At 70.6% G+C, this 19,013-nt stretch carries 15 protein-coding genes; 9 read left to right on the forward strand and 6 right to left on the reverse strand.

From position 1 onward, the window contains the following. The first annotated feature begins 82 nt into the window (after positions 1-82). Both epmB and EDC34_RS01745 read left to right on the forward strand, forming a co-directional pair. Entirely contained in the window at positions 83-1,105 is a 1,023-nt protein-coding gene (gene epmB, locus EDC34_RS01740) for an EF-P beta-lysylation protein EpmB (RefSeq protein ID WP_114959118.1), read from the forward strand. 67 nt (positions 1,106-1,172) lie between these two features. After that, positions 1,173-3,257: an EAL domain-containing protein gene (locus EDC34_RS01745; RefSeq protein ID WP_114959119.1), complete on the forward strand. Its 2,085-nt coding sequence runs from the start codon at positions 1,173-1,175 to the stop codon at positions 3,255-3,257. Positions 3,258-3,394: 137 nt separating this feature from the next. Here EDC34_RS01745 and htpX read toward each other — a convergent pair whose 3' ends face one another. Next, the gene (gene htpX / locus EDC34_RS01750; RefSeq protein ID WP_114959120.1) at positions 3,395-4,294 is read right to left on the reverse strand and encodes a protease HtpX; all 900 of its coding nucleotides are present in this window, start codon (positions 4,292-4,294) and stop codon (positions 3,395-3,397) included. Positions 4,295-4,379: 85 nt separating this feature from the next. Here htpX and gluQRS point away from each other — a divergent pair, with 85 nt between their 5' ends. The 4 genes from gluQRS (at position 4,380) to EDC34_RS01770 (ending at position 7,178) form a co-directional block, all read left to right on the forward strand. Beyond that, positions 4,380-5,300, forward strand: a complete 921-nt coding sequence (gluQRS, locus tag EDC34_RS01755; RefSeq protein ID WP_114959121.1) for a tRNA glutamyl-Q(34) synthetase GluQRS — start codon at positions 4,380-4,382, stop codon at positions 5,298-5,300. Positions 5,301-5,348: 48 nt separating this feature from the next. Next, on the forward strand, positions 5,349-6,089 hold the full coding sequence (gene phbB, locus EDC34_RS01760) for an acetoacetyl-CoA reductase (protein ID WP_114959122.1): 741 nt from the start codon (positions 5,349-5,351) through the stop codon (positions 6,087-6,089). Between the two features lie 63 nt (positions 6,090-6,152). Then, positions 6,153-6,599: a cytochrome c gene (locus tag EDC34_RS01765; RefSeq protein ID WP_114959123.1), complete on the forward strand. Its 447-nt coding sequence runs from the start codon at positions 6,153-6,155 to the stop codon at positions 6,597-6,599. A 78-nt stretch (positions 6,600-6,677) separates the two neighbouring features. Next, a complete protein-coding gene (locus EDC34_RS01770; RefSeq protein WP_114959124.1) occupies positions 6,678-7,178 on the forward strand; it encodes a DUF456 domain-containing protein in 501 nt (166 codons plus the stop codon). A gap of 15 nt (positions 7,179-7,193) precedes the next feature. On the opposite strand, the gene EDC34_RS01775 is transcribed toward EDC34_RS01770, so the two are convergent. Both EDC34_RS01775 and EDC34_RS01780 read right to left on the reverse strand, forming a co-directional pair. After that, positions 7,194-7,589: a hypothetical protein gene (locus EDC34_RS01775; RefSeq protein WP_114959125.1), complete on the reverse strand. Its 396-nt coding sequence runs from the start codon at positions 7,587-7,589 to the stop codon at positions 7,194-7,196. Further along, on the reverse strand, positions 7,586-9,106 hold the full coding sequence (locus EDC34_RS01780; protein WP_114959275.1) for a fumarate hydratase: 1,521 nt from the start codon (positions 9,104-9,106) through the stop codon (positions 7,586-7,588). The genes EDC34_RS01775 and EDC34_RS01780 overlap by 4 nt, the downstream gene beginning before the upstream one ends. 118 nt (positions 9,107-9,224) lie before the next feature. On the opposite strand from EDC34_RS01780, the gene EDC34_RS01785 reads away from it, so the two are divergent. After that, entirely contained in the window at positions 9,225-10,418 is a 1,194-nt protein-coding gene (locus EDC34_RS01785; RefSeq protein ID WP_275895178.1) for a PQQ-dependent sugar dehydrogenase, read from the forward strand. A gap of 36 nt (positions 10,419-10,454) precedes the next feature. Then, positions 10,455-11,249, forward strand: coding sequence for a ferredoxin--NADP reductase (locus EDC34_RS01790; protein WP_114959126.1), 795 nt, complete (start codon positions 10,455-10,457; stop codon positions 11,247-11,249). 24 nt (positions 11,250-11,273) lie between these two features. Here EDC34_RS01790 and EDC34_RS01795 read toward each other — a convergent pair whose 3' ends face one another. Both EDC34_RS01795 and EDC34_RS01800 read right to left on the reverse strand, forming a co-directional pair. Beyond that, positions 11,274-11,684, reverse strand: coding sequence for a hypothetical protein (locus tag EDC34_RS01795; protein ID WP_114959127.1), 411 nt, complete (start codon positions 11,682-11,684; stop codon positions 11,274-11,276). Next, entirely contained in the window at positions 11,681-12,163 is a 483-nt protein-coding gene (locus EDC34_RS01800) for a glutathione peroxidase (protein ID WP_114959128.1), read from the reverse strand. The genes EDC34_RS01795 and EDC34_RS01800 overlap by 4 nt, the downstream gene beginning before the upstream one ends. A 172-nt stretch (positions 12,164-12,335) precedes the next feature. On the opposite strand from EDC34_RS01800, the gene EDC34_RS01805 reads away from it, so the two are divergent. Further along, the gene (locus EDC34_RS01805; RefSeq protein WP_114959129.1) at positions 12,336-14,528 is read left to right on the forward strand and encodes a M3 family metallopeptidase; all 2,193 of its coding nucleotides are present in this window, start codon (positions 12,336-12,338) and stop codon (positions 14,526-14,528) included. Between the two features lie 103 nt (positions 14,529-14,631). On the opposite strand, the gene EDC34_RS01810 is transcribed toward EDC34_RS01805, so the two are convergent. Next, a complete protein-coding gene (locus EDC34_RS01810) occupies positions 14,632-18,966 on the reverse strand; it encodes a DEAD/DEAH box helicase (protein ID WP_162797658.1) in 4,335 nt (1,444 codons plus the stop codon). Positions 18,967-19,013: the final 47 nt, after the last annotated feature.

The following is a 19,013-nucleotide window of genomic DNA, read 5'->3' on the forward strand; positions in this document are numbered from 1 at the left end:
TGGGGCCACCCGGCGCGGGCGGCTAAACTGTGGGTTTTACGAGGGTTCCGGCTGGGCCGGAACGGTGTTCTTGCAGCCCGACATGATACCCGCAGCCCCCATCTCCTTGCAGCAGGACCCCACCCCACGCTGGCAGGCGCTGTGGCGCGAGGCCGTGCGCGACCCGCGCGAGCTGCTGGCGCTGCTGGGGCTGGACGCCCTGGCCGGGCGGATTTCCGAGGCCGCCGCGGCGCAGTTCCCGCTGCGCGTGCCGCGCGGCTTCGTGGCCCGGATGCGCCCGCACGACCCGCACGACCCGCTGCTGCGCCAGGTGCTGCCAGTGCTGGACGAGGAGCGCGTGGTGCCCGGCTTCGTCCTCGACGCCGTGGGCGACACCGCCGCGCGCCGCGGTGGCGGCGTCATCCACAAGTACAACGGCCGCGCCCTGCTGATCGCCACCGGCAGCTGCGCGGTGCACTGTCGCTACTGCTTCCGCCGCCACTACCCGTATGCCGAGGACATCGCCGCCGCGGCCGGCTGGCGCGATGCGGTGGCGCTGATCGCGGCCGACCCGTCGATCCACGAGGTCATCCTCTCCGGCGGCGACCCGCTATCGCTGGCCGACCATAAACTGGCAGAGCTGACCGACGCGCTGCGCGCGATCCCGCACATCCGCCGCCTGCGACTGCATACCCGGCTGCCGGTAGTGCTGCCGGAGCGGGTGGACGCCGGCCTGCTGGCCTGGCTGGGCGGCCTGCCCTGGCCGGTGGTGGTGGTGCTACACGCCAACCATGCCAACGAGTTCGACCCCGCGGTAGATGCCGCGCTAGCGCGCCTGCGTGCGACCGGGGCCAGCCTGCTCAACCAGGCCGTGCTGCTGCGCGGCGTGAACGACGATGTGGAGGCGCTGGCGGCCCTGTGCGAACGCGGCTTCGCCGCCGGCGTGCTGCCTTACTACCTGCATCAGCTCGACCGGGTCGCCGGCGCTGCCCACTTCGAGGTGGACGATGCCCGCGCACTGGCCCTGCACGCGGCGCTGGCGGCGCGGCTGCCCGGCTACCTGGTACCGAAACTGGTGCGCGAGATCCCCGGACAGCCCGGCAAGACGCCCCTCACGGGGCTTTGACCGGCATCACGTTCGTGGGTACGGTAGCCTGCTATCTATCCCCCGACACGATGGCACCGGAACACCCATGGCGATTGGCAAGGACACCGCACTGCGCTTGATGCTCGTCGCCGACCTGGTGAACGAGGCCGAGGCCATGGTCAGCCGCCTGCGCAACGCCGGCACCGCGGTGCGCCCGCTGCGCCCGGAGTCGCTGGACGAACTGCTGTCGATGCTGGCGCAGCAGCCGGTGGACATGGTGCTGGCCGACTACGCCTCGGCCCTGCTGCCGTTCGAGCAGGTGGCCAAGGCGGTGGCCGGCGGTGGCCGCGACGTGCCGCTGCTGGCAGTGCTGGACGGGATCAACGACGACATCCTCGAGCAGGTGCAGGTACTGGGCGCGCAGGCGGTGGCGCTGCGCGACCGCCCGCAGCAGTTCCTCAAGGCGGTGCATGCGGAATGGCAGGCGCTGGAGTCGCGCCGTTCGCAGCGCCGGCTGGAGGCGCAGATGCGCGAGACCCAGCGCCGCTGCGACATGCTGATCGATTCCTCGCGAGAGCCGATCGCCTACATCCACGAAGGCATGCATATCCGTGCCAACCAGGCCTACCTGGAGATGTTCGGCTACGACGCCTTCGAGGACATCGAGGGCATGTCGCTACTGGACCTGGTGGCGCCGCAGGACGTACCCGAGTTCAAGGCCCTGCTCAAGCGCCTGTCCAAGGGCGAGGACGCGCCGCCGCGCTACGAGCTGACCGCGCGCGACGTCGAGGGCCAGGACTTCCCGGCGGTGATGGAATTCAGCCCGGCGCAGTACCAGGGCGAGGCCTGCCTGCAGGTGATCTTCCGCCACCAGGCCAGCGAGGTGGACCCGGAGCTGGCGCGCCAGGTCGAGGAGCTCAAGCAGCGCGACCCGGCCACCGGCCTGCTCAACCGCCCCACCTTCCTCGGCCTGCTGGATGCCGCGGTGGCCGAGGCCGCCGCCAACGGTGCCGCGCATGGCCTGCTGCTGGTGGAGCCCGACCACTACATGCAGCTGCTCGACGTGATCGGGCTGGATGCCGCCGACGACCTGATGGCCGCGCTTGGCCAGCGCCTGACCGCGGCCGCGCCGGAGGCGCTGGTGGCGCGCTTCGGCGAGCACCAGCTGGCGGTGCTGGCGCGCAACAGCGACTACCACGCCACCAGCGCATTGGCCGAGCGCCTGCGCGCGGGCATCGCGGATGCGGTGCTGGCGGTCGGCAACAATTCGCTCAACGCCACCGCCAGCCTCGGCGGGGTGCAGATCGGCGAGAAGATCGCCAGCACCAGCCAGGTGCTGGCCAAGGCCACCCACCACCTGGCCGCCGCGGTCGGCGTCGGCGGCAACCGGGTGGAGCTGTACGACCCCAGCGCGGTGGACCGCGCCGAGCAGGAGCGGATCGCGGCGTGGGTGGAACGCATCCGCGGCGCGCTCGCCGGGGACGGTTTCCAGCTCGGCTTCCAGCCGGTCATCTCGCTGCAGGGCGAGAGCGAGGAAGCCTACGAGATGTTCCTGCGCCTGCTCGGCAGCGACGGCGTGCCGGTGGAGGCCGAGGCCTTCCTGCCGATCGCCGAGGAGCACGGCCTGCTGGGCGAGATCGACCGCTGGGCGGTGGCGCGCGCGATCACCGTGATCGGCGAGCGCCTGCGCGCCGGCAAACGCACCCGCCTGCTGCTGTCGGTGTCGCAGGAGGCGGTGCTCGACCCGCAGATGCCTGCATTCATCCAAGCCCAACTGGATCAGGCCGGGGTGCCGGGCGAATTGCTGATGCTGGCGGTGCCCGAGGCCAAGGTGTTCGTGAACCTCAACGGGGCTCAGGCCTTCGCCAAGGCGCTGTCGGCCTGCGGCGTGCAGCTGGCGCTGGAGCGCTTCGGCGCCGGCCTCAATTCACTTCAGATCCTGCAGCACGTCAGCCCGGCCCTGCTCAAGATCGACCCGCAGTTCATGGAGGACCTGGCCAGGAACGGCGCCTCCCAGGCCAAACTGCGCGAGATCGCGCTCAAGGCGCGCGAGCACGGCATCCGCACCATCGCCCCGCACGTGCAGGACGCCGCCAGCATGACCCTGCTGTTCTCCACCGGCGTCAGCTACGTGCAGGGCGATTTCCTGGCCCCGGTCGGGCGCGAGATGAACTACGACTTCAGCGTCTGAAGGCGAACCGCACTCGACTCGGCCCGAATCGGCCACGCATTGACGTAAAAACACGAACGCCCGCCTTGCGGCGGGCGTTCGCTCTGGTGGAGCCGCGGCCGTGGCCGGCCTCGCGGCGGGTCACGCAACGTGGGCGATCAGGCGGTCAGCCCCTCGCGCAGGGCCTCCGGCGCGGCATTGCGCAGGGCGGCGATGCGCTCCTCGATCGGCGGATGGCTCATCAGCAGGCGCTGCAGGCCGCTGCCGACCGCGCCACTGATGCCGAACGCCGCAACCTGCTTGGGCAGGGTGCTGGCACCGTGCATCTGCGCCAACCGCTCCAGCGCGGCGATCATCTTGCCGCGCCCGGCCAGAGCGGCACCGCCGGCATCGGCGCGGAACTCGCGGTAGCGCGAGAACCACATCGCGATCATCGAGGCGAACAGGCCGAACACCAGCTCCAGCACGAACACGATGATGTAGTAGCCGAAGCCGGGGCCATCGCTGCTGCGGTTGCCGTTGATCGCGCCGTCCACCACCCGCCCGACCACGCGCGCCAGCACGATCACGAAGGTGTTCAGCACGCCCTGCAGCAGCGCCATGGTGACCATGTCGCCGTTGGCGACGTGGCTGACCTCGTGCCCCAGCACCGCCTCGGCCTCGTCGCGGGTCATCGCCCGCAACAGGCCGGTGGACACCGCCACCAGCGCGTTGTTGCGGTTGGCGCCGGTGGCGAAGGCGTTGATCTCGGGGGCATCGTAGATGGCGACCTCGGGCATGCCGATGCCGGCCTGCTGGGCCTGCCGGCGCACGGTGGCCAGCAGCCACTGCTCGGCCTCGTTGCGGGGCTGCTCGATCACCTGCGCGCCGGTGGCGCGCTTGGCCACCCACTTCGACATCAGCAGCGAGATGATCGAACCGCCGAAGCCGAACAGCGCGGCCATCACGATCAGGCCGCTGAACTGCTGCGGATTCACGCCGAGGATGGACATCACGATGCTGACCAGCAGCAGCACCGCGAGATTGGTGGCCAGGAACAGGAACATGCGCTTGAACATGGATCGACTCCTGCGCGCCCGACGCGCGCGTGTTTGCGGTAGTGTGGCCCATCGTCGCGGATTTCAATCCGGCATCCTGAACGGCATGTTCAATTTCACCGCCAGCGCCCCCGTCCGCGGCCGCTTCGCGCCCTCGCCCACCGGCCCGCTGCACGCCGGATCGCTGCTGGCGGCCCTAGGGAGCTGGCTGTACGCGCGCCATGCCGGCGGGCAGTGGCAGGTGCGGATCGAGGACCTCGACCCTCCGCGCGAGGTGCCCGGCGCGGCGCAGGCGCAGCTGGCTACCCTGGCCGCGTTCGGCCTGCATCCCGATGGCGAGGTGAGCTTCCAGAGCCGGCGCGGCGCGCTGTACCAAGCCGCGCTGGAGCGCCTGCTGGCGGCGGGGGTGGCGTTCGAATGCCATTGCAGCCGCAGCGCGCTGGCCGCGACCGGCGGCATCCACCGCCGCTGCGTGGTCGGCCATCGACGCCCCGACCCCGCGATCCGGCTGCGGGTGGAGGACGGCTGCACGATCGCCTTCGAGGATGCCTTGCACGGGCCCATCACGCAGCGGGTGGACCGCGACGTCGGCGATTTCGTCCTGCGCCGCAGCGACGGCCTGTGGGCCTACCAGCTGGCGGTGGTGGTGGACGATGCCGAACAGGGCATCACCCAGGTGGTGCGCGGCGCCGACCTGCTGGATTCCACCCCGCGCCAGATCCTGCTGCAGCGGGCGCTGGGCCTGCCCACCCCGGCCTATGCGCACCTGCCGCTGGTGCTGGATGCGGACGGGCGCAAACTGTCGAAATCGGAGGGTGCCCAGGCACTGGCCGATGCCGACCCGCTGCCCACCCTCGACCGGCTGTGGCGGATGCTCGGGCAGGCTCCGCTGGCGCTGGCCGGGATGCGTGGGCCTGGAGAGTTCCTGCTGGCCGCGCGGCAGGCGTTCCGGCCGGAACGGGTGCCGCGCCGGCTGCCGGCGCAGGCCCCTGCGGCGCACAACGCAAATGCCATCCAACCCGCCTAGAATCGAGCCCACCCTTCCATCCGCATTCGCACTCGCAAGGAGCACGGCATGACGTCCAGGGTTGCATTGGTCACCGGTGGCACTGGCGGCATCGGCACCGCCATCGTGAAGCGGCTGGCCGCGATGGGGCACCGCGTGGCCACCAATTACCGCAACGAGGAAAAGGCGCGCGCCTGGCAGCAGAAGATGCGCGATGAAGGTTATGACGTGTTCATCGCCCGCGGCGACGTCACCTCGCCGGAGGAAGCGGCGGCAATGGTGCGCGAAGTCGAGCAGGCGCTGGGGCCGATCGACATCCTGGTCAACAACGCCGGCATCACCCGCGACGGCACCTTCCACCGGATGAAGGCGGAGCAGTGGATGGAGGTGATCAACACCAACCTCAATTCCTGTTTCAACGTCACCCGCCCGCTGATCGAGGGCATGCGCGAGCGCAAGTGGGGCCGCATCATCCAGATCAGCTCGATCAACGGCCTCAAGGGCCAGTACGGCCAGGCCAACTACGCGGCATCGAAGGCCGGCATGCACGGCTTCACCATCTCGCTGGCGCGCGAGAACGCGCGCAACGGCATCACCGTAAACACGATTTCCCCCGGCTACATCGCCACCGACATGGTGATGGCCGTGCCGGAGGAAGTCCGCGCCAAGATCATCGCCGACATCCCCACCGGCCGCCTCGGCACCCCGGAGGAAATCGCCCACGGCGTGGCTTTCCTGGTGGACGAGCAGGCCGGCTGGATCACCGGCTCCAACCTCGACATCAACGGCGGCCACCACATGGGCTGGTAAGGTTTCCCACGCCCACCGCCCGTTTTCCCATTCCACACGCCCGTTCAAGAAGAAGGAGGCCGCATGTCCACCCCCGCTCCCGAAACCCCCGCCCGCAAGTCCAACGCCGGCCGCTACCTGTTCCTGCTGGTGCTGGGCCTGGTGATTGGCGCCGTGGCCACGGTGATGGTGCTGCGCGCGCTGAATGCCCGCAAGGACCACTTCCCCGAGGCGCTGATGGAAGTGCAGAGCTGGCACATGGGCCAGCTGAAGGCTGCGATGGAGCAGAACCGCTGCACCGCCACCGACGTGCTGCCGCACCTGCAGGCGCTGCGCGCGATGGGCACCGACCTCGAGGCCGCCTTCCCCGACCTGCGCGATGACGAGCGCTTCCGCACCGCCGCCGCCGCCATGCGCGCCGCCGCCGACCGCGCCCTGAGCGCGCCACCGATGAGCTGCGAAAGCCTGGCCGGCACCATGAAGTCGCTGGGCGACAGCTGCAAGGGCTGCCACCGCGATTTCAAGAACTAAGCGCATGCCTGCCGCAGCACGACCCGTGGCCCGGCGATCGCAGCGCCCGACCCCGGGCCTGATGGTCACCAAGACCGCATGAGCCTGCCCGTCGTGCTCTACCTGCTGGCGGCCGTGCTGGTGCTGGCGGGCCTCGCCGGCACCCTGCTGCCGGTGCTGCCCGGCGCGCCACTGGTGTTCGCCGGCCTGCTGCTGGCGGCCTGGGCCGACGGTTTCCAGCATGTCGGACCGTGGCCGCTGCTGGCGCTGGGCGGGCTGGCCCTGCTGTCGCTGGTGGTGGACCTGTGGGCCACCGCGCACGGCGCACGCCGGGTGGGGGCCAGCCGGCTGGCGATGCTGGGCGCCACCCTCGGCACCGTGGCCGGGCTGTTCTTCGGCCTGCCCGGGCTGCTGCTGGGGCCGTTCGCCGGGGCGCTGGGCGGCGAACTGCTGCACCGGCGCAGCCTGGACCCGCAGCATCTCGGCGCGGCCGGCAAGGTCGGGGCCGGCACCTGGCTGGGGCTGGTGCTGGGCGCCGTGCTCAAGCTGGCGCTGGCCTTTGCGATGCTGGGCGTGTTCGCGCTGGCGTGGTGGCTCTAGGCCGCCGGCGCGGGCTCACTCACCGTAAAGCAACCACTGACGCGCGCTGAGTTCGTCGGTAAAAGTCCGAACGTGCATCCCACGCTCTCGGCACAGGATTTCGGCATATTCGTTCCCCGCAAGGTCTTCCCGCAGTTCGACGAAAGCAATCCGCACGTCTCCCAGCCCAGCCTCCAGCGCCGCAGTGATCACCATGTCAACATCGGCAGCCTCTACCGAGGCCTCCAATTCCTCCACCAGCAGCAATCGCGTATGCCCGGAGACGCGACAAGCCTCAGCTAGCATTTTCTGATACGCAATCGAAACCGCCTGCGAATCCACACCGTCGTACACCCGCGCGTGCAGATAACCGTCCTCGCGCGTGATACAGAGCTTGAAGCCCTCGCCCTGGATCACCTGCACCGCGCTCAAGCCAGCACCTCCAGCGGGATCTTGCCGATCTTCTCGCGCCACTGGCGCGGGCCGGTCTGGTGCACCGAGGTGCCGCTACTGTCCACCGCCACCGTCACCGGCATGTCCTTGACCTCGAATTCGTAGATCGCTTCCATGCCGAGGTCCTCGAACGCCAGCACCTTCGCGGCCTTGATTGCCTTCGCCACCAGGTAGGCGGCGCCGCCCACTGCCATCAGGTACACCGACTTGTGCTTCTTGATCGCCTCGATCGCCGCCGGCCCGCGCTCGGCCTTGCCAACCATGCCCAGCAGGCCGGTCTGCGCCAACACCTGCTCGGTGAACTTGTCCATGCGGGTAGCGGTGGTGGGGCCGGCCGGGCCCACCACCTCGTCGCGCACCGGATCGACCGGACCGACGTAGTAGATGAAGCGCCCCTTGAAATCGACCGGCAGCGGCTCGCTCTTGTTGAGCATGTCCACGATGCGCTTGTGCGCGGCGTCGCGGCCGGTCAGCAGCTTGCCGTTGAGCAGCAGTACCTCGCCCGGCTGGAAGCTGGCGACCTCCTCGGGGGTGATGGTGTCCAGGTCCACCCGGCGCGCATTGGTCGGGTTGTAGGTGAGCTTGGGCCAGTCCTCCAGCGACGGCGCGGCCAGCGCCACCGGGCCGGAGCCGTCCAGGGTGAAGTGCGCATGGCGGGTGGCGGCACAGTTCGGGATCATCGCCACCGGCAGGTTCGCCGCGTGGGTCGGGTAGTCCTTGATCTTCACGTCGAGCACGGTGGTCAGGCCGCCCAGGCCCTGAGCGCCGATGCCCAGCGCGTTGACCTTCTCGTACAGCTCGATGCGCAACTCCTCGAGGCGGTTGGACGGGCCGCGCGCGATCAGCTCCTGGATGTCGATGTGCTCCATCAGCGACTCCTTCGCCAGCAGCATCGCCTTCTCGGCGGTGCCGCCGATGCCGATGCCGAGCATGCCTGGCGGGCACCAGCCGGCGCCCATCGTAGGCACGGTCTTGAGCACCCAGTCGACGATGGAATCCGACGGGTTGAGCATGACGAACTTGCTCTTGGCCTCGCTGCCGCCGCCCTTGGCCGCCACGATCACGTCGAGCTTGTCGCCCGGCACGATGGAGACGTTGATCACCGCCGGGGTGTTGTCCTTCGTGTTGCGGCGGGCGCCGGCCGGATCGGCCAGCACGCTGGCGCGCAGGCGGTTGTCGGGATGGTTGTAGGCGCGGCGAACGCCCTCGTTCACCGCGTCCTCCAGCGAGCCGGTGAAGCCCTCCCAGCGCACGTCCATGCCTACCTTCAGGAACACGGTGACGATGCCGGTGTCCTGGCACAGCGGGCGGTGACCTTCGGCCGCCATCCGCGAGTTGATCAGGATCTGCGCCATCGCGTCCTTGGCCGCCGGCGACTCCTCGCGCTCGTAAGCCGCGGCGAGGCTCTTGATGTAATCGACCGGGTGGTAGTAGCTGATGTACTGCAGTGCGTCGGCGACGGACTGGATCAGGTCTTCCTGGCGAATCGTACTCACGGTAAAGGCAATGCGATGGAAAGCGGCATTGTACCCGCCCCGCCCCGCGGCCCGCGGGCGGACGGCAGGGCGCGACTGCGCGATGATCGGCACACCCGCATCCGTCCCGGAGGCCGTCATGCTCCCGCGTGTCCTGCAAGCCTTGCTGTGCCTGGCCCTGGCCGCCTGCGCCAGATCCGCCACCCCCATTCCCGCCCGCATCGAAGCCACCGCGGACGGCCCACTGCGGATCGAGACCCTCGCCTGCGGCCTGGAACATCCCTGGGCCGTGGCCCTGCTGCCGGATGGCACCTTCCTCGTCAGCGAGCGCCCCGGCCGGCTGCGCCGGATCGCCGCCGACGGCCGCCTCTCCCCGCCCCTGGCCGGGGTGCCTGCGGTGTTCGCCGAGGGCCAGGGCGGCCTGCTCGACGTGGTGCTCGATCCGCAGTTCGCGCGCAACCGCCGCATCTGGATGAGCTATGCCGAGCCCGGGCCGGAGGCCACCGCGGGCACCGCCGTGGCCACCGCCCCCCTGGGCGATGCCGGGCTGTCCGAACTGCGGGTGGTCTACCGGCAGCTGCCCAAGCTGGAAGGCCCCAACCATTTCGGCTCACGCATCGCCTTCGACGGCCGCGGACACGTCTTCATCAGCCAGGGCGAACGCAACCAGAAAATGCTGGCGCAGGACCTATCGGTGTTGCAGGGCAAGCTGGTGCGGCTGAATCTGGACGGCCGCATTCCGCCCGACAACCCGTTCGTGGGACGCCCAGGCGCACGCCCGGAGATCTTCAGCTACGGCCATCGCAACAGCCAGGGGCTGGCGGTCGATCCGCGCACCGGGCGGCTCTGGGAAAGCGAACACGGCCCGCGCGGCGGCGATGAACTCAACCGGCCCGAGGCAGGCAGGAACTACGGCTGGCCGGTGATCAGCGACGGTATGGATTACGCAACCGGCCGGCCCTATCCGGAGACCCGCGGGCGCGCGGCACCGGGAATGGAAGCGCCGTACCACGTCTGGCCCATATCGCCGGCGCTGTCGGGCATGGCCTTCTACGTCGGCCATCCGGAGCGGGCCTGGAACGAAAGCCTGCTGCTGGGCGCCCTGGCCGGGCAAAGCCTGATCCGGCTGCGCCTGGACGGGGAGCGCATCCTCGGCGAAGAACGGGTGCTGACCTCCTTGCCCCGCCGCATCCGCGATGTGCGCGTGGGCGCCGATGGCCGCGTCTATGTCCTGACCGACGCTGCCGATGGCTGCCTGCTGCGGCTGACGCCGCCCGCTGCCGACGCCGCCCGGATTGCGCCAGATCAAGCCCGGCCCACCGCAAGCCCGTAAAATACGCGCCAACTTCGTCTCTCCCACACCCCACGCATGGCCTCTCCCTTCGGGACCGAAACGGTGCTTGATGTCCGCCACTGGACCGACGCCTATTTCAGCTTCACCACCACCCGCGACGACGGCTTCCGCTTCGACAACGGCCAGTTCGTGATGATCGGACTGGAAGTGGACGGCAAGCCGCTGATGCGCGCCTATTCCATCGCCAGCGCCAACTGGGAAGAAGAGCTGGAGTTCTTCAGCATCAAGGTGCCCGATGGCCCGCTGACCTCGCGCCTGCAGCACATCAAGCCCGGCGACACGATCCTGATCGGCCGCAAGCCCACCGGCACCCTGCTCATCAGCGACCTGCACCCCGGGCGCAACCTGTACCTGCTGGGGACCGGCACCGGGCTGGCGCCGTGGCTGTCGGTGATCAAGGACCCGGCCACCTACGAACGCTTCGAGAAGGTGATCGTGGTGCATGGCGTGCGCACCGAGCAGGACCTGGCCTATCGCGATTACATCAGCCGCGGCCTGCTGTGCCATGAGTACCTGGGCGAGGAGATCCGCGCCAAGCTGCTGTATTACCCGGCGGTGAGCCGCGAGGATTTCTACTGGCACGGCCGCCTGCAGCGCGGGCGCATCACCGATCTTCTCGACAGCGGCCGGGTCGCGGCCGATCTCGGCCTGCCTGCGCTTGATCCCGCCCGCGACCGCGCCATGATCTGCGGCAGCCCGCAGATGCTGGCCGACTTCCGCGCCATCCTCGACCGCCGCGGCTTCACCGCCTCGCCGCGGATCGGCAGCCCCGGCGAATACGTGTTCGAACGCGCCTTCGTGGAGAAGTGACCGCCACGCGGGCGCATCGCCCGCTCAGGCCGCGCCGTAGCGCAGCCAGAGCCGGGCTTCCGGCTCGTTGGCGAATGCGCGCACCCGGTAGCCCCGCTCCTGCGCCAGCAGCTGCGCGTATTCGATGCGTGCCACCTGGTCCAGCCGCGCCTCGACATAGGCGATCTGCACCTGCTCCAGCCCCAGCCCGGCCAGACTGTCGAAGAATCGCCGCAGTTCCTCGTCGCTCATGACCTCGCCGGGCAGTTCGTCCAGCACCAGCAACTGCCCAGCCCCCACCTCGCGCACGGCCCGCGCGATGTGCTGCCAGTATTCGGTCGTGATCGCCAGGTTGGCGTCCGGCGCCACCGCGCCGCGCAGATGCACCTCCAGCAGCGGCGGCTGGAAATCGAACTCCAGCCGGTAGCCCTCGCCGTCGGTGCGCCAGACGCTCATCCCAGCGCCGCCTCGATATCCGCCGCCAGCGATTCCGGCGCGTCGGTCGGGGCATACCGCTTCAGCACGCGACCGTCGCGGCCGACCAGGAACTTGGTGAAGTTCCACTTGATCGCGTCGATCCCGAGCAGCCCGCCCTTCTCGGCCTTCAGCCATTTCCAGAGCGGATGGGCGTTGGCCCCGTTGACCTCGATCTTGGCGAACATCGGGAAGGTGACATCGTAGGTCAGCGAGCAGAAGCGACGGATCTCCTCGGCGTCGCCCGGCTCCTGGTGGCCGAACTGGTCGCAGGGAAAGCCCAGCACCACCAGCCCGCGCGGGCCGTATTTCCGCCACAGCGCCTCCAGCCCCTGGTACTGGGGCGTGAAGCCGCATTTGCTGGCCACGTTCACCACCAGCAGCACCTTGCCCTGCCACTGCGACAGCGGCTGCACCCGGCCGTCCAGGTCGGTGGCTTCGAACTCGAATGCGGTTGGCATGCGCGACTCCTGGTGGATGGGCCGCCGGCCGCGGCGGGCCGGCCCCCGCATTGTGCGCCCACTCCTGCACCCGGGCCAACGACCGCGCGCGCCCGTGCCGGCCACCCGGGCGGGCCGTTGCATGCCATCGTCTAGAATGCAGGTTCATTCGACGTCCACGACCAGGAAGCCCATGACCCGTCCGATCGCCTGCGCGCTCGCCCTCGCGGTGGCCACCGTGCTGGCCACCCCCGCCAGCCCCGCCCTCGCCGCCCAGAAGACCGTCCAGAGCAAGAAGAAGCCGGAGGCCCCGATGCCCGCCATCGCCTACAGCGGCCCGTTCGCCGCGCCCAGCCCGCTGCCGATGCACTATCCGCAGTTCGACAAGATCAAGGACAGCGACTTCGCGCCCGCGTTCGACGCCGGCATGGCGATCCAGCTGCGCGAGATGGCGGCGATCGCCGACAACCCGGCGCCGCCCACCTTCGAGAACACCATCGTGGCGATGGAGAAGAGCGGCCAGGTGCTGAACCGGGCCACCAGCGTGTTCTTCAACCTGGTCGCCACCGACAAGAACGACGCGCGCGAGAAGCTCGAGACCGAGTACGCGCCGAAGTTCTCCGCGCACGCCGACGCCATCGCCCTGAACCCCAAGCTGTTCGCGCGGATCAAGACCCTGTACGACGCGCGCGACAGCCTCGGCCTGGACGCGGTGGACCGCCGCCTGCTGGAGAAGCGCTACCAGGACTTCGTGCGCGCCGGCGCCGCGCTGGACGAGACCCAGAAGGCGCGCATCCGCGCGATCAACACCGAGCTGGCCACGCTCAACACCCGCTTCGACCAGAACGTGCTGGCCGAGGTGAATGACTCGGCAGTGGTGGTGGACGACCGCGCCCAGCTGGCCGGGATGAGCGAGGAGCAGATCGCGGCCGCGGCCGAAGCCGCCAAGGCGCGCAACCTGCCGGGCAAGTACGTGATCGCCCTGCTCAATACCACCGGCCAGCCGGCGGAGGCGCAGCTGCAGGACCGCGCGCTGCGCCAACGCATCTTCAACGCCTCGGTGGCGCGCGGCAGCCGCGGCAACCAGTGGGACAACACCGGCGTGGTGGCGCAGGTGCTGAAGCTGCGCGCCGAACGCGCGCGCCTGCTGGGCTATGACACCTATGCCAACTACGTGCTGGCCGACGAAACCGCCGGCAACCAGGACAACGTCAACGCGATGCTGCGCCAGCTGGCGCCGAAGGCGGTGGCCAATGCCCGCCGCGAGGGCGCCGACCTGCAGGCGATGATCGACGCCGAACAGAAGGCCGCCGGCCATCCGGGCTTTTCGCTGCAGCCGTGGGATTGGGCCTACTACAGCGAAAAGGTGCGCAAAGCCAAGTTCAGCTTCGATGAAAGCCAGCTCAAGCCGTATTTCGAGATGCGCAACGTGCTGGAGAACGGCGTGTTCTACGCCGCCAACCGGCTGTACGGGCTGACATTCAAGGAGCGCACCGACCTGCCGAAGTACCGCGCCGACACCTGGACCTACGAGGTGTTCGACCGCGACGGCAAGCCGCTGGCCATCTTCATCTGGGACCCGTACGCGCGCGCCTCCAAGCGCGGCGGCGCGTGGATGAACACCTATATCGCGCAGTCCAAGCTGCTGGGCGAGCAGCCGGTGGTGGCCAACCACCTGAACATCCCCAAGCCGTCGGAAGGCAAGCCCACCCTGCTGACCTGGGACGAAGTCACCACCGCCTTCCACGAGTTCGGCCATGCCCTGCACGGCTTCTTCCAGGACGTGCGCTATCCGTATTTCTCGATGAACGTGCCGCGTGACTTCGTGGAATACCCCTCGCAGGTGAACGAGATGTGGGCCGACTGGCCGGAGGTGCTTGCGCACTACGCCAAGCACTACCAGACCGGCGCGCCGATGCCGAAGGAACTGCTGGACAAGGTGATCGCAGCGTCCAAGTTCAACCAGGGCTTTGCCACCACCGAATACCTCGCGGCCGCGATGCTCGACCAGCGCTGGCACCAGCTGCCGCTGGAGCAGATCCCGGACGCCTCCGGGGTGATGGCGTTCGAGGCCAGCGCGCTCAAGGCCGACGGCTTCGACTACGCGCCGGTGCCGCCGCGCTACCGCACGCCCTACTTCAGCCACATCATGGGCGGCTACGCGGCCGGCTACTACGCCTACATCTGGTCGGAAGTGCTGGCGGCCAACACCAGCAAGTGGATCCGCGACCACGGCGGGTTGACCCGCGAAAACGGCGACCGCGTGCGCGAGAAGGTGCTGGCGCCCGGTGGCGAGATCGCCCCCGACCGCCTGTTCCCGAACCTGGCCGGCTACGAGGCCAAGATCGAGCCGCTGCTGGAGCAGCGCGGGCTGGACAGCAACTAAGCCTGCCGCCTGTCAGCGCGCCACGAACGCCGCCTGCGGGCGGCGTTCGCATTTCCGCGACCGGGCTGCCAGCGCTGGAAGCGGCGCGGTAAAAGATGCCCGCTCAGCGATGCAGGCCGAGCGGATCGGCCTGCGGGGACGCGCCCGGCGGCAACGGCAACCGCTCGCCCGGCGCACGCCGCAGCGCGTGGCGCGCCGCCTCGAGCGCATCCGGCGCCAGCGATTCGCGCGGCGCGAACACACCACCGACCTGGGTGGCGATCACCACGCCGTCGCGCAGCAGCAGCCGCGCGCCCGGCTGGCGCGGCACCTTCTCGCCCGGCAGCAACAGCCCGGCCAGGTTCAGCGGGTCGGCCGCCGATACCACCAGCAGCGCGCCGTCGGGCGCCCGCGCACGCACCGCGCGCAGCCCGGCCACCGCCTCCGGCAATGCGAACTGCGGCCCGGCCACCCCGGCCAGGAAGCGCCCGCCGCGGATCTCGCCGCGCGCCTCCAGCCGCTGGTACACCCGCAACAGCTCGCGCCACGGCGGCAGCCACGGCGCCTCGCGCGCCAGCAGCGGCCAGCACACCACGCCCCAGCGGCGCAGCAGCACGCGCGCGACGTGCTCGCGGTCGGAAAGCGCCTGCTGCGGGTCCAGATCCTGCAGCCCGGCCAGCGCTGGCCCCACCCGCGCCCAGCGCCCGGCATCGGCGATCCCGCGCAGCGCGGCGCGGCGGCCGTGGCGGGCGAAGCGCGGTGCGCGCCGGCTGGCCGGCTGCAGCAGGGCGCGCAGGCCGGCGAAACTGTCGCAGCCCACCCGTCCGCGCGCCACCAGTTCGCCCAGCGCATCTTCCAGTTCCACCTCCAGCAGGCCGCTGGCCTGGCGCAGCTCCTCGAAGAACAGCGCTCCATGCGCCTGCAGCGCGGCCTCCACCCGCTGCGCGCGCGAGGACGGCGGCGACTCCGGCTCCGGTTGCGCCGCCGCCAGCCGCATCCAGCGCGCCAGCTGCGGGCGCGGCAGCAGCACCAGCGGCGCCGCCCGCACCAGCGCCTCGCCGCCGGCGCGCAGCCGCGCCCAGGCGATCCGTCCGCTGCCGCACAGCGCATCCAGCCAGTCCAGCGTGTAGTCCTGCACCCGCGCCGGCAGCAGCTCGGTTTCCCATCCCTGCGCCGGCGCCTCGAACCCCTCCAGCTGCGACAGCACCCCCGCCAGCGCTTCCGGCCCGCGCACGCGGGTGGCGGCGGAGAGGTGCTGCCAGTCGCACAAAAAGCGCACGTAGTCGCGCACCGCGACCGGCTCGATCTCGCGCCGCAGCCGCGCCACGGTGTGCCGGTGGATGCGCGCCAGCAGGGTGCGCTCGCACCACTGTTCGGCCCCCGCGTCGGGGGCGAAATGGCCGCGCAGGGCATAGCCCTCCTGTTCCAGCGCCAGCAGCGCGAGCTCCACCTCGGCCACCGGCAGCGCCAATCCCGCCGCCAGTTCCTGCGCATCGGTCACCGCCAGCGCCGACAGCCGCGCGCGCACCAGCTCGCGCAGCGCCTCCTCGCGCGGCCAGTCGCGCGCCAGCGCGGGCGGCAGCGCCAGCGGCGGTGCGCAGGCGGCCTCCGGATGCAACGCGCGCAGCAGCGGCAGGCGCTCGGCGGCCACCCAGCGCGCGCCGGCCGCCGTCGTCACCTGCGTCGCCCGCCCCTGCGCGGCCAGCGCCTGCAGCAGCGGCAGCCAGCCGCAAGCCGCGGCCTCGTCCGCGGTGAGCACGCCCAGATCGCACAGCGCGGCGTGCAGTTCGTCGGCATGGGCGGCCTGCGGCCAGGCATCCTCGCGCGCAGATGCAATCGCGCCCGCATCCAGCCGGCCGAGGTCGTCCGCCTGCTCCGGCAGGCCGAAGCGGCGCGCGGCCACCGCGCGGGTGCGGCGCTCCTCCAGCGGGGCATCGTCGAGGAAGGCATATGGGCGCGCGCCCAGCACCTCGGAGGCGAACGGCGACGGCCCGGTGAGATCGCGCGCGGTGACCTGCACCCGGCCCTGCTCCAGAGCGCGCAGCAGGGCCAGCCAGCCGTCCACGTCCATCGCCTCGGTCAGGCAGTCCTCCAGCGTCTGCGCCACCAGCGGGTGGTCGGGCACCTGGCGCTCGCCGACGATGTTCTCCAGGCACGCCACCTGGTCCGGGAAGACCGTGGCCATCAGGTCCTCGGCGCGCATCCGCTGCAGCTGCGGCATCACCCGCCGGCCGCCGGAAAACCGCGGCAAGGCCAGGGCGGTGGCGGCATTCCAGCGGAAGCGCGCCGGGAACAGCGGGGCATCCAGCAGCGCCTGCACCAGCACCTCGCGCGCGCTGGCCGGATGCAGGTAATCGAGCACCTCCGCCAGCGGGAAGCTATGGCTGGTGGAGAGCGAGAGCAGGATGCAGTCCTCGGTCGCCGCCGCCTGCAGTTCGAAGTTGAACTTGCGGCAGAAGCGCTTGCGCAGGGCCAGGCCCCAGGCCTTGTTGATGCGGCTGCCGTAGGGCGCGTGGATGATGAGCTGGGTGCCGCCGGATTCGTCGAAGAACCGCTCCAGCGCGAGGTGCTCGCGGGTCGGCAGCATCCCGAACCCCGTCCACTGCGCCGCCGCGTAATCGGAGATCTGCTGCGCCGCCTCCGCCGGCAGTTGCAGCCCATCGCGCAGCCAGGCCGCCGCCTGCATCGCGCCGCCCTGCTCCAGCTGCGCCTGCACACCGGCACGCAGGCGCGAGAGTGCGATCGACAGCTCGTCGGTGCGCCCCGGCGCCTCGCCTACCCAGAACGGGATGCTCGGCGGCTGGCCCTGCGCATCCTCCACCCGCAGCACGCCGGCCTCGACCCGCAGCACGCGGTAGCTGGCGTTGCCGAGCTGGAACACGTCGCCGGCCAGGCTCTCGATCGCGAAATCCTCGGTGACGCTGCCGATGGTGATCGCCTGCGGCTCGAGCACCACGCTGTAGTCGCCAAGATCGGGAATGGTGCCGCCACACTGGGTGGCGATGAGGCGCGCGCCCTTGCGCGCACGCAGCACGCGCTGCACGGCGTCGCGGTGCAGGTAGCGCGCGCGGGTACCGAAGCGGCTGGCGAAGCCTTCGTCCAGCATCCGCACCAGCGCATCGAAGCGTTCCCGCGGCAGGTCCGCATAGGGATAGGCGCTGCGCACGCAGGCGTACAGCGCGTCCTCGTCCCAATCGCACGCGGCCACCTCGGCCACGATCTGCTGCGCCAGCACGTCCAGCGGTGCCAGCGGCATGCGCAGGGCGTCCAGCTCGCCGCGCCGCACCGCGTCCAGCAGCGCCGCGCATTCCAAAAGTTCGTCGCGGCTGGTCGGAAACAGGCGGCCCTTGGGCACGCCGCCGACATGATGACCGGAGCGCCCCACCCGCTGCAGGAAGGCGGCGATGCTGCGCGGCGAGCCGATCTGGCAGACCAGCTCGACCTCGCCGATGTCGATCCCCAGCTCCAGCGAGGCGGTCGCCACCAGCACCTTGAGCGCGCCACGCTTGAGCCGCTGCTCGGCGTCCAGCCGCAGCTCCTTGGCCAGCGAGCCGTGGTGCGCGGCCACCTGCTGCTCGCCCAGCAGCTCGGCCAGCTGGCGCGCAGTGCGTTCGGCCATGCGCCGGGTGTTGACGAACACCAGGGTGGTGGCGTGCACGGCGGCCAATTCGGCAATGCGCGCATATACCTGCGCCCACTGCGGATGCGACATCACCGGCTCCAGCGGCGTCGGCGGCAGCTCCAGCGCGAGGTCACGCGGGCGCTCATGGCCGATGTCGATAATGGTCGGCAGCGGCGCAGTACCAGCGAGAAAGCGCGCCACCGCCTGCACCGGCTTCTGGGTGGCCGACAGCCCGATCCGCTGCGCGCGGCGTCCGGTCAGCGCATCCAGCCGCGCCAGCGACAGCGCCAGGTGGCTGCCGCGCTTGCTCTGCACCAGGGCGTGGATTTCGTCCACGATCACCGTGTGCACCCCGCCCAGCATCGCCCGGCCCGAGGCCGAGTTGAGCAGGATGTACAGCGACTCCGGGGTGGTCACCAGCACATGCGGCGGCTGCCGGCGCAGGGCCGCGCGCTCGCCGGCCGGGGTATCGCCGGTGCGCACCGCGGTGCGGATCGCCACCTCCGGCAGGCCCAGCCGCGCCAGTTCCGCGGCGATCCCGGCCAGCGGCGCCTCCAGGTTGCGGTGGATGTCATTGGACAGCGCTTTCAGCGGCGAGACGTACAGCACGCAGGTGGCATCCGGCAGCCCGTGCGTGAGGCCTTCGCGCACCAGCGCATCCAGCGCGGCGAGGAAGCCGGTCAGGGTCTTGCCGGCGCCGGTGGGGGCCGCCACCAGCACGTCGGCGCCGGTGCGGATCGCCGGCCAGGCCTGCTGCTGCGCCGGGGTCGGCGCAGGGAAGCGGCGCGCGAACCAGCCGGCCACCGCCGGGTGGAACGCAGCGAGCACGGGATGCAGGGCCATGCCGGGATTATCCGCCGCCGCGCCGGCAGGCGTCTGAACCG

This window comes from Thermomonas haemolytica, assembly GCF_004346265.1.
Classification (GTDB): domain Bacteria; phylum Pseudomonadota; class Gammaproteobacteria; order Xanthomonadales; family Xanthomonadaceae; genus Thermomonas; species Thermomonas haemolytica.

Bases quoted from the DNA above. Each gene is read 5' to 3' on its own strand.
- epmB (WP_114959118.1), top strand. From the start codon at position 83: ATGATACCCGCAGCCCCCATCTCCTTGCAGCAGGACCCCACCCCACGC.
- EDC34_RS01745 (WP_114959119.1), top strand. From the start codon at position 1,173: ATGGCGATTGGCAAGGACACCGCACTGCGCTTGATGCTCGTCGCCGAC.
- htpX (WP_114959120.1), bottom strand. From the start codon at position 4,294: ATGTTCAAGCGCATGTTCCTGTTCCTGGCCACCAATCTCGCGGTGCTG.
- gluQRS (WP_114959121.1), top strand. From the start codon at position 4,380: ATGTTCAATTTCACCGCCAGCGCCCCCGTCCGCGGCCGCTTCGCGCCC.
- phbB (WP_114959122.1), top strand. From the start codon at position 5,349: ATGACGTCCAGGGTTGCATTGGTCACCGGTGGCACTGGCGGCATCGGC.
- EDC34_RS01765 (WP_114959123.1), top strand. From the start codon at position 6,153: ATGTCCACCCCCGCTCCCGAAACCCCCGCCCGCAAGTCCAACGCCGGC.
- EDC34_RS01770 (WP_114959124.1), top strand. From the start codon at position 6,678: ATGAGCCTGCCCGTCGTGCTCTACCTGCTGGCGGCCGTGCTGGTGCTG.
- EDC34_RS01785 (WP_275895178.1), top strand. From the start codon at position 9,225: ATGCTCCCGCGTGTCCTGCAAGCCTTGCTGTGCCTGGCCCTGGCCGCC.
- EDC34_RS01790 (WP_114959126.1), top strand. From the start codon at position 10,455: ATGGCCTCTCCCTTCGGGACCGAAACGGTGCTTGATGTCCGCCACTGG.
- EDC34_RS01795 (WP_114959127.1), bottom strand. From the start codon at position 11,684: ATGAGCGTCTGGCGCACCGACGGCGAGGGCTACCGGCTGGAGTTCGAT.
- EDC34_RS01800 (WP_114959128.1), bottom strand. From the start codon at position 12,163: ATGCCAACCGCATTCGAGTTCGAAGCCACCGACCTGGACGGCCGGGTG.
- EDC34_RS01805 (WP_114959129.1), top strand. From the start codon at position 12,336: ATGACCCGTCCGATCGCCTGCGCGCTCGCCCTCGCGGTGGCCACCGTG.